We start from the raw sequence: 12,067 nt of genomic DNA, 5'->3' as shown, positions 1-12,067 counted from the left end.
GCGATTCCCTACGTTCTGCTGATGTTACTTTTCTCGCCAACAAGCAGGTGAGATAATTGTTGCCTCATCATCTAAATAAAAATTAAAAGTCGATTCTCCTGATTTTTCGTACCGCAATGGCTCAAGTAGCTTAGTAAAAGGATTCCACAATAAAAAAGGAAATCATTCCCTGGCGATTTGCAAATACGGGATGCTCCCGATTTAGCGGGATCTTTAACCTGTAACGCAGAAGTGTTGAATGCTGATACAAAACTTTACATAGTTAGTTATACTAAGTCTAAAAAGCATAAATTAGTCAACATAACATCATCTCCTCAAACCAATGGACATAACTAATTTTTTGACACATACAACATTGCAAATAGCGGAATTTATCTAATAGTGTATGACCCCATTTTTCGGGAATAGATAAAAGCTGTAAAATTAGATAAGCTATCAAACTAACGTAAATTTGTATAGTAATACCATTGAGGTTTTTAGTAATTAATTTATCAAGTTTTAAGTGCATCTTTAAAAATTTCCATAATAATTCAACCCCCCAACGGAGTCGATAAATATCCCTAATGTCATTATCACTAACTGCTGCATCTCCTGCTGCTGGTAAATTAGTCACTAACCGGAATTCACTTCGGGTTTCCAGAGCACAAAAACTAATCACTCTATATGCTTGAGCATCGTTAGCTGCACCAATTTTCACTAATTCATTTGACTCGTGAAATTCTAGCTTCCAATTGTTTTTTATCCGCAAAACAAAGTATTTATTTTCTTGTACTAAATCTTGAATGAATTTTAATCCTGCAAATCCCCTATCCATTATGCCAACAGCATTTGTTGGTAAACTGGACATCATTTTTGCACCAAAATTATAATCATGCTTATGCCCAAAATTGATGAAGTTATTTTCAAGACTCCCTGTAGATAAATTCAGAGAACTAAAAAGTTTAACCTGATTATGACCCAGGAACCACAACAATTTACTTGTTAAAGTAATAATTGTTGAATCAATTGGACAAATAGCATATTCACCATGTATTTTTTTATAGGGTTTCTTCTGCACTAATTTATTCAATTTCTGATAAATTTCTTGAAAATGTTCCTGGTTCCGGTGAGAACTCGCCTTAGAAAATGTAGAAATATCTACTTCAAACCCTGTGTTATTTAATCTTTTAAATAAATCCCGCATACTCGTTAAGCTGTTATCCAGGGCAGAAGATAGCCAACACTCAAAGAACAGACGACTGTTCAACACTGGATAATCATTTTTTGGTAGTCCTCTCAGGATACCTTTGACAATCTTCGGGAATGAATTTATAATCATTATCAACAGATATACTTAGATTTATACCCCAACATATAACAAATCTTGGGGTATTTTTGTTGAGACTTTCTTAACATTCAACATTTCTGCCTGTAACGTTAGAGAAAACACTTTTCAAACATCCTCTAAGTAGAGTAAGGCTGGCTTTTGGGGAGTTGCTGTGGTTATCAGATGAATTGTATCAATGAAATAGGGCAGGGAAATTCCCTGCCCTATTTCTGAAGGTTCTGTTTAACTCAACTACTTGCTACCCGTAAACTCGACCGTTAATGTAGTAGTCTCGCGTACCTTTGGCGTTGATGGCTTCTCCCAATCTGTTTAAGGCATGGACATAAGCGGCTGTTCGCATTGAAATGGCTAATGTTTGAGAAATTGCCCAAATTTGCTCAGTTTCTTTGACAATTTTCTCTTTTAATTGTTGATTTACTGCCTCTAGTGTCCAATAGAGTCCGCTGCGATTTTGCACCCATTCAAAGTAGCTGACCGTGACCCCGCCTGCATTGACTAAAATATCAGGAAACACATGGATTCCCCGTTGTTCGAGAATTTTATCAGCTACTGAGTTAATTGGGCCGTTAGCAAGTTCAAAGATATATTTGGCTTTGATGTCCTGCACGTTGGCTTCAGTAATTTGATTTTCCAAAGCTGCGGGAATCAGAATGTCAACATCTAACGCCAAAAGTTCCTCATTGGTGATTACTTCGTGTTCGTGGATGTTGCAAACTGTGCCTTTGCAGTAGATGGCTTTGATTCCTTGGCTGGATCTTTTGTATTGTCTGATGCTGGGAATATCTAATCCTTGTTTGGTATAGATGCCACCTTGAGAATCACTCACTGCAACGATTTTATAACCTGCTTTGGAGAGTAATTCGGCTATTTCTGCGCCAGCATTGCCAAATCCTTGAACGGCTACTGTTGTTTCTTGGGGTGGGCGATTAAGTTTGCTCATAATGCTTTCTATTACAAAGAAAGCACCTGTGGCTGTGGCGGCATCTCTACCCAAACTACCGCCCATTGATAGGGGTTTTCCGGTGACAACGGCGGGGGTAATTTGACGGCGGATGATATTGTATTGATCCATCATCCAACCCATAATCATTGGGTTGGTGTAAACGTCGGGTGCGGGAATGTCTATGTCAGGGCCAATAAAATCTGCGATCGCATCCACATAACCTCGACTTAACCTTTCTAATTCCATTTTCGAGAGTTCTTTGGGATTTAGCGTTATTCCCCCTTTCGCACCGCCAAAAGGTAGATTCAGCACTGCACATTTAAAGGTCATCCAAAACGCTAATGATTGCACTTCATCCATTGATACATTGGGATGATAACGCACGCCTCCTTTGGTTGGCCCTCTAGTATCGTCGTACCGAACCCGATAACCTTGAAAAATTCTCAAAGTGCCATTGTCCATCCGGACGGGAATTGAAACGGCTAAACTTGCTTTAGGATATTTTAGGTGTTCCGTTGCATCGTCGGAAAGAGAAACATATTTCAAGGCTTGTTCCAATCTTTGACTAGCATCAGCAAATAATGAATCTGACATCCCACTATTTCTCCTCTTGTACGATTGGGTTGGTATGCAGATGCAAATTTAACTTCCTTCCTAAGTAGATTCACGGAAGTAGAAATGAATTGCTTTGGCTATGGTCGTTAATAAATAGGTGAAAAACATACAAAAATTCTCCCAACCCGTTTCTTCTTTTGGCCAGTACGCGGGTTTCTCAGGTTTGGGGATATTTTGGGAATATTTTGACGACCTACTTATTAAGCGATGCTGCGTTAGCAGCCGCTTTGCTATGCTTCACACGTATCGCAATCAATTCCTTATCTTGGGATTTTACATCTCCTATCACTCATTAAAACACGAGATTCGCTGTAGCATAAGTAACAAATTAACAAAAAGCTACAAAAATCGGAATGGGGGAGAAAGCCCCCTTATGCGATCGCAATCCATACAATATCTTGGAGATTAGTGGCTGTTCTTAATGCAGGAGTGTGACACTAGAAGCATAGAGACTCCCTAAAAGCGAGTCCTAAAGTCAAGCAATAAGTTTCCCTTCCTCGGCTGAAGTGTCTTATGGTTGAAATCCTCGCCGCGCTCTCTGCTTCGTCGGCGGCAGGGATGAGAATAGCTCTGCCCCTGCTAGTCATTGGCATATTGCCGAACACCAGTCTCTGGGCTAGCGTACCAATTTTGTCACGCTTTCCTCCCCCGGTGGTAATCGGAGTGCTTACCAGCTGGTCGTTATTTGAGCTTTTTGCCTCTAAAAAGCTTCTGGGACAGCGCGTATTGCAAGTTATGCAGCTAGTCTTTAGCCCAATTGTCGGAGCAATTCTGGGCATCGCCGTTGCTCAAATTACTGGCACTTCAACATGGTTACTCTGGATAGTTGCTGTGGTCGGTGGCTTATTAGCTTTCGTACTCCAGCTAGTTCAGGTTGGTTGGTTCTATCGTTTGCGTGGTTTACCCTTGTGGGCTGTCTTTATCGAAGATGCTTTGTGCATTTTCCTAGTCATCTTCGCCTTTGACGCGCCTGAGCAGGGAGGATTAATTGCTTTAATTTTGTTATGGCTAGCCCTTCGCAGTTCTAAGGACTGGTATCGCTGGTATCGAGGACGAAAACCTTCTAGAAAGGGCTATCAGGAACCAGACTAAAAAGTAAGGAGTAAACAGTTTTGAATTAATAACTGCTCACTCCTTACTCTCAAATTCCTCTACAGCAGTCCCACAAAGTGCAGAGGGCCGTGACCGCTAATTAACTCTAATATCAAGGCAAGAAAGCCAAGCATTGCCAGCCGCCCATTCCAGACTTCTGCGGTTGTGGTCATGCCCCACTCCCAACTTTCTTGTGGGTACATTTTGACTTTTTTCTTGAGTTGTGTAACCTGAGACAGCTTTAAACTGGGGGCATTCAGGGCATCAACGACTAGATCCGCCAAGGCTTCAATGAATACTGGATGCGTATTTAAAGCTGGTACGCGGTTAAAGTTGTGGATACCAGCTTCTTCTGCTATTTCTCGATATTCGATGTCAATTTCTTCTAAAGTTTCGATATGCTCAGAGACAAAGCTAACTGGCACTACGAGCAAATTTTCGATTCCTGAGGCTCCCAATTCTTTGATAGCATCTTCGGTGTAGGGCTTGAGCCATTCCACCGGGCCTACACGACTCTGATAAGCTAAGGTGTGAGGATTTGGTCGATTGAGAGTCTGCATAATCAGGGCTGTGCAATCCTCGATTTCTTTTTGATAAGGATCGCCAGCTTCTTCAACGTAGCTTACGGGGACACCGTGGGCGCTAAAGAAGATATGAACTTGGTCGGGATTCGGTAAAGAGTCGAGTTCTTGGGCAATCAGCTGAGCCATTGCCTGGAGGTATCCTGGTTGTTGATACCAAGATGGAATAACAGTGTATTCAATTTTGTTGAGTGCTGGATCTTCTTGCCAGAGTCTTTCCAAAAGGCGGAAGCTGGAACCGCTGGTGCTGATAGAGAATTGGGGATACAGGGGTAGAATTACCAGACGATCTATGGCATCGCGTTTGAGGCGAGCGATCGCTTCTTCTGTAAAAGGATGCCAATAACGCATCCCTATGTAAATCCTAGCGTCTTCTCCTTTTGAGTTTAATTGTTCTTGTAGTGCTTGACCCTGCGCTTCTGTAATTCGTCGTAGAGGCGAGCCGCCGCCAATTTGCCGATAGTTCTCTTGAGATTTTTTTGTTCGCAGCGTGGAAATCAGCCACGCCAAGGGTTTTTGTAAACCGCGAAAGGGTATGCGAATAATTTCTGGGTCAGAAAATAAATTAAACAAAAACGGCCCAACATCGTCTAATTCATCCGGCCCACCCAGATTTAGCAGCAAAACTCCTACACGACCCATAGCGGTTTCTGTTTCCCAATCTTTCATTTTCGTTACTGATTTTAACAATAATATGCTTTCAACGGTTTAGGTCTGCAACAAGGGATACACATCTTAATTCGAGGTGGAGCAATGGCTACTATTTTAAGAACGTGGAGTTATCAGTATCAGTGGTTGTATGATGCGATCGCGCGTCTTGCTGCTGTGAGTGTAGGTGGAGAGGCAAGATTTCGCCAACTGCCTTTGAAAGGTTTAACCATTGACTCAGAAACCAAAGTTCTAGACCTCTGTTGTGGCAGCGGTCAGGCAACTCAATTTTTAGTGCAATATTCCCAGGATGTCACAGGTTTGGATATCTCACCAGTTTCTCTCGCTAGAGCGCAGAACAACGTCCCCCTAGCGAAATATGTAGAAGCTTTGGCTGAAGAAATGCCGTTTCCAGATCATCAGTTTGACATAGTACATACCAGTGTGGCAATGCACGAAATGGAACCCGAACAACTAAGGAAAATTTTCCGAGAAGTGTACCGAGTGCTGAAACCGGGCGGTATCTTCGCCTTAGTTGATTTTCATCGTCCCACGAATCCCCTATTTTTGCCTGGTGTGTCTATATTTCTATGGTTGTTTGAAACACATACATCTTGGCAGTTGCTACAAACTGATTTACCTGGGTTGCTAGAGGCGGTCGGTTTTCAGGCGTGCAAACCAGAATTGTATGCTGGTGGAAGTCTCCAGGTGATTCAGGCTCAAAAATGAAGGGATTGGGGAGGAGGGAAAAAAGAGGACTTGACGTTTTATCCTTTGCCTCCCAACTACAAATTGCCAATCCCAGGTAAAAGTTTTTTGTGAAACTTAGTTAATTACGGGAAAATACTCTTGTGGTAGGCTTTAGCTTAAAGTTATGATCTACCACTAGGAAACGAGTAAATATTTATGAACAATAAAATCATTTTACCATTCTTCCTAACAACTGTGTTAGTAGGTGGATATTTAGCAATTGATGCCTTTCAACAAAGTCAACCGACTCAAGCAGCTCAGTCGATATGGAAACAGTTTTCTTCAAGTAAAGGTAACTTTAAAGTATTGATGCCTGGTCAAACAAGCCAATTGAAGCGGATTGTAAACACTGAAGCGGGAAAAATTACTGTGTATGGGTTTCGATCTATCCGACCGAACGAAGCAGTGTATGGGGTTACTTACTCTGATGTACCTAGTAAAATTATAAAAACTCCTAAGGATGTCAATGATTTATTTAACGGAACCATTCAGGGTTTTGCACAGAGCGTTCAAGGTAGTGTGGTAAGTCAACGAAATATTAAGTTGGGTACTTATCCGGGAAGAGAAATAAAAGTTCAGATATTCGGAGGTGCTACTGCTAAAAGTCGGATGTATTTGGTCAAGCAACGGCTTTATCAGACATTAGCGGTAACAAAAAAAGAAGAAAGTTTATCTAAAAGTATTAATGGTTTTTTAAATTCATTCCAAGTGATTAATAAACCAGCAGCATCGCCAAAGAGCCGCAAAGTTAAGAAACCTACAGTTTCGCCCAAGGTTGTCCAAGAACAGCTTAACGCCAAGCTGAAACAAGCAGTTTGCAATCAAAATTGGTCGCAAGCCGTGACAACAGTTAACCAAATGATAAATATGGCACCTAAGTCAGGAGGAGTGCGGGAGCAATTGGTAACGTATCGGGGACGATTACAAAATATGGCTAGAAATAAAGAAGTTATCCCTGCGGGAACGCTTACTGGTTGCTCTCCTGTTGCTGGAAGTGGAGGTCAATAAAAGAGTTTTGCAGAGCCACAGGCGAAGCGTCTCCGGAGTGTTGAGTTACTTGGTGTTGCTCAAAATAAAAGTTATTTCAATTGGGTATAACCTATTAAGTCAAATCTCAAAACTCAAGTCTCAAAACTCAAGTATCCTCCGTCTCAGTTTTCTGTTCATCGACAACTTTTTGCTGCTTATCTTCTTTCCATCTTCCCTGCTTACGCGCTGCTTCTGTCAAAAGATATTCAATTTGGCCATTCACGCTCCTCAACTCGTCAGCAGACCATTTCTCAAGGATTTCGTAAAGTTTGTTGTCTAAACGCAGCAAAAACCGCTTTTTCTGGGTCATGTGTTAGGTGTAAAGGCTGCCAGTGTTAATTACAGGCTGGGCGTTCTGATCTGAGGTTAAAATTACCAACAGATTGTTTATCATAGCGGCTTTGCGTTCTTCGTCCAATTCAACAATTTGCTGTTGGCTTAGCCGCTTTAACGCTTCATCAACCATTCCCACTGCACTTTCAACAATTTGTCGTCGCGCATCAATAATCGCTTTGGCTTGTTGGCGACGCAGCATTACTTGGGCAATTTCGGGAGCATAGGCTAGGTGGGAGAGTCTGGCTTCTAACACTTCGATTCCAGCAACTTCTAATCGACTTTGCAATTCTTTCTGGAGTGCGTTGGCGATTTCGTCAGGAATTCCTCGCAGGGAAGGAATAGACGATTCATCAGGCGCGTCATAAGGGTAGCGAATTGCTAAGGCTCGAATGGCTGTCTCGCTTTGGATAGCGATAAATTCTTCGTAGTCATCAACATCAAATTGAGACTTGGCTGAGTCTACTACTTGCCAAACTACTACAGCACCAATCTCAATTGGACTGCCTTGGGCATCATTGACTTTGAGTTGCTTGCTGTTAAAGTTGCGAACTCGTAAAGAAATCTTCCGTTTACTGGCAAAGGGGTTACTCCACCAAAACCCCGCTTCTCGAACAGTACCGACGTAACGCCCTAAAAAGACTAGCACTACTGCTTGGTTTGGCTCAACTGTAAAGAAGCCAGACACGGAGGGAATTACTACTGCTATTAGTGTTGCTCCTAAAGTTGCGCCGACTTCTGCGGTTATATCGTCTCCGAAAAAATCTCCTACTCTAAGGCTTCTGCCTAATATTTCTGCTAATCCCTGTATGCTATGCCACGCTTCCCATACGCCAAATATGGCTAAGGCTAGAAGGACGATAAGAACCGCGAAGCCGTTGACTTTAAACGCCGGAACTTCTCTGATCCGCTCCATATTTACTCCTAGGATTTTGCTTCGGTTGATATTGCGATGATATCACGCAAATATCAAAACGCCAGGATAGGTGCGTTAGGCGATCGCTAACACACCCTATGGTTGCGGTTTGTGGTTTATGGTCTTTGGGTAGCGATCGCTAACTTGGCACCGGGAATTTGACGCAACTGATCCATGACGGCGACGACTTGACCGTGATCGACTGCTGCATCAGCATTCACAATTACTAGCGCTTCTTGATTTTGTGGAATTAGTTGTCGCACCTCACCCTGCAACGCCTCGACGGGAATTAAGTTGCGGTTGAGTGCAATTTGTCCTTGGGGGCTAATCGTTACGGTAATTTGAGTTGAAGGTTGAGCTTTAGCGGTTGTTGCTTGGGGTAAGTTCACAGGCAACCCTTGAGAACGGGTGAGAAACAGGGTTGACATGATGAAAAAAGTCAAGATTGCAAAGATCACATCGATCATCGGTACGATGTTGATCTGAGCTGGGATATCTGGTTCATCGGGTAGGCGCATACTGAGATATTCCTTTTTCATATCGACGACGGTAGAGCAGTTCTAGCTGACCACCGTACTCTTGAATTAATGCTATCTGTCGCAGATAGAATCCCCGAAAGGCATTGGCAAACAAAAGTGTAAAAATAGCAACAACTAATCCGGCGGCGGTGGAAACCAACGCTTCACTGATACCAGCTGTAACGTTAGTAGTTTGAGTACCCCCGACATCACCCAAGCGTAGTGAGGCAAAGGAATTAATCAAGCCTAAAACTGTTCCCAGCAAACCCAGCAGGGGGGAAAGGCTGATAATTGTGTCAAAGACGGTATTGAACCGCTTGAGTACAGGTATTTCTGCCTGAGATTCACTTTCTAGGGCTAATCTAAATTCTTCTGGGGTGGGTTCCTCCAGTTCCATTGCTGCTAAAAAGATTCGCGCAATGGGTAGATCCGCATTGGCTTTGAGCTTTTGCAAAGCTGCTGCTGTGTCGTGCTGATACAGAGATAGGACATCGCGCACCACACGGCGTTGCCGTTGATTGATGCGAAACCAGAAGGCAGTACGTTCTGCAACTAACGCGATCGCAGCCACAGAAAACGCCAGCAACGGCCACATTACCACGCCGCCCGCCGCAAAAATTTTATTAATTTCCATTACTTTTACTGTCTCTAAGGCAATAAAGGAAGCAGCGAAAGTCTATCAGCGTCCTTGACTGGCAAAACTGATATAAGTTCTCAAAAAAAAATAAGGCTAATGACAATTAATGTCAAGCAATCTTAGCCTATACTTAGCAAAAAAAGTTTTATTAACCAATATTAAATGGGCGGAAAGCCCCACGGAGCCTAACTTATGAGGCTTGTTAAGTGAAGCGGGCAAAATCCTATCTTTGGACTTTTCACTTGACATTTGCTACTTGGCATCTTACTTTACTCAATCAAGTGCTAATTGTTCGCAATAAAACGTATGGGGTTGTCCAGCATCGCTGTGGAGCAACGAGAAAGAGAAGACGAAACTAGGCGGTCTTTTCTCACTTACAGCCTGATTGGTTCGCTGGCGCTGCATATTGCGGTGCTGATTTTCGGCAGTTTTGCGGTGGAACCGCCTGGACTGGCAGATGAATCGATTGAAGTGATAGTTGTTGAACCGTCTAGCGTCGAGCTAGAAAAACCAAAAGAGCCGGCTCCAGCCAAAAGCGTGTCAGAAGCTGGAGGTGGTGGCGGCGGTGGTAGTGGCGGTGGTGGCAGTTCTGCGTCAGAAGTGATCGCGCTATCGCCGCCATCGGTTAGTTCTAAAACATTCCGTAAGTCGGTTCAACCAGTAGCAACGCCGGAACCGATCCCGACACCTGTGGCTAGTGTACCGCCGTCACCAGTAGCAACACCGGAACCGATCCCGACACCTGTGGCTAGTGTACCGCCGTCACCAGTAGCAACACCGGAACCGATCCCGACACCTGTCCCGATGCCGCCAGAGCCAGTCGAGACACCGGAAGTCAGCAAAACTCTGCCTCCGGTTCCTACCGTTCCTCGTCTAGCGACGGAACCAGTGGCAACCCCAGCACCAACCCCAACACCAACGCCAACGCCAACTCCAACACCAGTTGGGGGTATACCGCCAAAACCAGCTACTACGCCGCCGCCGAGGATTGCACAGCAGCCACCTTTGCCAGCTAGTACGCCATCATCTACGACCCCACCAAGGCAAGTGCCAACACCACCACCTTCTAGTGGAGGATCGGTTTCGGATAGAGTTAGAGATTTTTTCCAAAGACCAAGAAACTCCAGCAATAATCAAGAAATTGCCAAAAATGACGCTGGAGGAGCGAGTAATAGCAGTAGAGGAAGCGATCGCTCACCTACGGGCGGTTCGGGAAACGCAGCAGGTAGTAAAGCTCCTTCAGGTAATGGCTCTGGTACTGGCAAGCAACCAGGAAGCGGTTCTGGTTCGGGAAGCGGTTCTGGTACAGGGCGTGGTTCTGGTTCGGGAAGCGGTTCTGGTACAGGGCGTGGTTCTGGTACAGGAAGTGGCTCTGGTTCAGGAAGTGGCTCTGGTTCAGGCACAGGTTCGCAAGTAGCGACTGCTCCAAGTCCACCCATACCAAAACCAAATCCTCAGTCTGGTTCAGGATGGAACCGTGTCAATTGTCGCAAATGTCCCAATCCCAACCTTCCCCGCAGGGCGAGAAGTTTGGAAGGCACGGTAAAGGTTGTATTTGATGCCGACCGTGACGGAAATGTGAGCAATGTCAGGGTTGACAGCTCTAGCGGTCACGATATTATCGATCAAGCTGTTAAACAAGCAGTAGACAATTGGAAATTAGCGTCATCAGAAGCTGGATGGAATGGCATCTCCCAAACATTTACCTTTGCTAAGCAAGGCTCCGATTTGGAGCGTCAAGCCCGCGAACGACGCCAACAGCAAGAACGCGAACGTCAAGCTCGCGATCGCGAACAGCAACTGAGGGAACTTGCTGAACAGCAAGAACGCGAACGCCAAGCTAGGGAAGCCCAACAGCAAGAACGAGAACGTCAAGCTAGGGAACAAAGAGAACGGGAACAGCGGCAAACACCTACGCCCTTGCCTACAATCGAACCTACACCGTTGCCACCAGTAGAAGAACCTACACCGTTGCCACCTATAGAAGAACCTACACCCCCGCCTGCACCTCCCGAATAGTTGCCACCTTCCAGGCTGGCATTGCTTCCTTAAGAGCGCAAAATTATCAACTTCATTCAGGCTTCTCAATTTCCGAGGAAGTCTGGATAAGATTTTTGCGTTTGACAAGGCAAGACAGTACAGTTTCCAGAAAAAATCTCTATCTATTGAAATACATTTTCCTTTAAGTTTATGCCGCTATCTTTAGCAGGGTTACTTTACGACAAAAGACTCCCAATTGTTTTGGCGTTACAAGATGTCTAAGCTGTTGTGCATTTAAATTGTGATAAAAGCATTACCTTTGTTTTTGAGCTTTCGTCCCCACTTAATAACCAGCTCTCCTTCATTTAAAAGCCGATGTAATAAATACTCTAGCTCCTCAACTGATTTGAATAGTCGATTAGCCACATATTCTTTTGTAGAATGCCATACCAATTCAATTAAGTTATAATCCGGGCTATATTCCGGAAGAAATTCTAAATGAAGATTCGGCATCTCTGCTTCAATCTTCTTGATATACTCAGGGAGCATCCCGGTTTTGCGCTTTTGAGCATCAAACGGATATTGATCCGTTAAGGTAGGCGCACCGAAGCTTAAGCATTTGATTAACATTTTTCATCAACCACTGCGCTCCTGAAATTTTCAACCTTCTATCAATTTGTTTTACTGCCGACTCTACA

General features: G+C 44.0%; 11 protein-coding genes and 2 pseudogenes. 4 read left to right on the top strand and 9 right to left on the bottom strand.

Going from position 1 to position 12,067, the window contains the following annotated elements; all coding sequences use genetic code 11:
• Positions 1 to 295: 295 nt before the first annotated feature.
• Both H6F63_RS10090 and H6F63_RS10085 read right to left on the bottom strand, forming a co-directional pair.
• Positions 296 to 1,318, bottom strand: a complete 1,023-nt coding sequence (locus H6F63_RS10090; RefSeq protein WP_190636998.1) for an IS4 family transposase — start codon at positions 1,316 to 1,318, stop codon at positions 296 to 298.
• Between the two features lie 247 nt (positions 1,319 to 1,565).
• Entirely contained in the window at positions 1,566 to 2,864 is a 1,299-nt protein-coding gene (locus H6F63_RS10085; RefSeq protein ID WP_190636996.1) for a Glu/Leu/Phe/Val dehydrogenase, read from the bottom strand.
• A gap of 534 nt (positions 2,865 to 3,398) precedes the next feature.
• On the opposite strand from H6F63_RS10085, the gene H6F63_RS10080 reads away from it, so the two are divergent.
• Positions 3,399 to 3,977, top strand: a complete 579-nt coding sequence (locus H6F63_RS10080) for a DUF4126 domain-containing protein (RefSeq protein ID WP_190636994.1) — start codon at positions 3,399 to 3,401, stop codon at positions 3,975 to 3,977.
• A 59-nt stretch (positions 3,978 to 4,036) separates the two neighbouring features.
• Here H6F63_RS10080 and hemH read toward each other — a convergent pair whose 3' ends face one another.
• The gene (hemH, locus tag H6F63_RS10075; protein WP_190420153.1) at positions 4,037 to 5,200 is read right to left on the bottom strand and encodes a ferrochelatase; all 1,164 of its coding nucleotides are present in this window, start codon (positions 5,198 to 5,200) and stop codon (positions 4,037 to 4,039) included.
• A 111-nt stretch (positions 5,201 to 5,311) separates the two neighbouring features.
• On the opposite strand from hemH, the gene H6F63_RS10070 reads away from it, so the two are divergent.
• Together H6F63_RS10070 and H6F63_RS10065 are read left to right on the top strand one after the other, a co-directional pair.
• Positions 5,312 to 5,935: a class I SAM-dependent methyltransferase gene (locus H6F63_RS10070; RefSeq protein WP_190636992.1), complete on the top strand. Its 624-nt coding sequence runs from the start codon at positions 5,312 to 5,314 to the stop codon at positions 5,933 to 5,935.
• Between the two features lie 177 nt (positions 5,936 to 6,112).
• Positions 6,113 to 6,964: a hypothetical protein gene (locus H6F63_RS10065; RefSeq protein WP_190636990.1), complete on the top strand. Its 852-nt coding sequence runs from the start codon at positions 6,113 to 6,115 to the stop codon at positions 6,962 to 6,964.
• A 127-nt stretch (positions 6,965 to 7,091) separates the two neighbouring features.
• On the opposite strand, the gene H6F63_RS10060 is transcribed toward H6F63_RS10065, so the two are convergent.
• The 4 genes from H6F63_RS10060 to H6F63_RS10045 all read right to left on the bottom strand — a co-directional run bounded on the left by H6F63_RS10060 (position 7,092) and on the right by H6F63_RS10045 (position 9,386).
• Positions 7,092 to 7,295, bottom strand: a complete 204-nt coding sequence (locus tag H6F63_RS10060) for a hypothetical protein (RefSeq protein ID WP_190636988.1) — start codon at positions 7,293 to 7,295, stop codon at positions 7,092 to 7,094.
• A gap of 3 nt (positions 7,296 to 7,298) precedes the next feature.
• Entirely contained in the window at positions 7,299 to 8,234 is a 936-nt protein-coding gene (locus H6F63_RS10055) for an SPFH domain-containing protein (protein WP_190636986.1), read from the bottom strand.
• Positions 8,235 to 8,350: 116 nt separating this feature from the next.
• Positions 8,351 to 8,752, bottom strand: a complete 402-nt coding sequence (locus H6F63_RS10050; RefSeq protein WP_190636984.1) for a biopolymer transporter ExbD — start codon at positions 8,750 to 8,752, stop codon at positions 8,351 to 8,353.
• Positions 8,736 to 9,386: a MotA/TolQ/ExbB proton channel family protein gene (locus tag H6F63_RS10045; protein ID WP_190636982.1), complete on the bottom strand. Its 651-nt coding sequence runs from the start codon at positions 9,384 to 9,386 to the stop codon at positions 8,736 to 8,738. The genes H6F63_RS10050 and H6F63_RS10045 overlap by 17 nt, the downstream gene beginning before the upstream one ends.
• A gap of 309 nt (positions 9,387 to 9,695) precedes the next feature.
• On the opposite strand from H6F63_RS10045, the gene H6F63_RS10040 reads away from it, so the two are divergent.
• Positions 9,696 to 11,408, top strand: coding sequence for an energy transducer TonB (locus H6F63_RS10040; RefSeq protein WP_190636981.1), 1,713 nt, complete (start codon positions 9,696 to 9,698; stop codon positions 11,406 to 11,408).
• 255 nt (positions 11,409 to 11,663) lie between these two features.
• On the opposite strand, the pseudogene H6F63_RS10035 reads toward H6F63_RS10040, so the two are convergent.
• A pseudogene (locus H6F63_RS10035) lies at positions 11,664 to 11,897 on the bottom strand (transposase); the annotation flags it as partial.
• Positions 11,898 to 11,940: 43 nt separating this feature from the next.
• Positions 11,941 to 12,067: pseudogene (locus H6F63_RS10030) on the bottom strand (ISKra4 family transposase); the annotation flags it as partial.

The sequence above is a fragment of the Trichocoleus sp. FACHB-40 genome, assembly GCF_014695915.1.
GTDB classification, from domain to species: Bacteria; Cyanobacteriota; Cyanobacteriia; order Cyanobacteriales; family FACHB-T130; genus Funiculus; species Funiculus sociatus.
The sequence above is the reverse complement of the archived record's forward strand: the minus strand, read 5'-3'. Positions and strand labels throughout refer to the sequence as shown.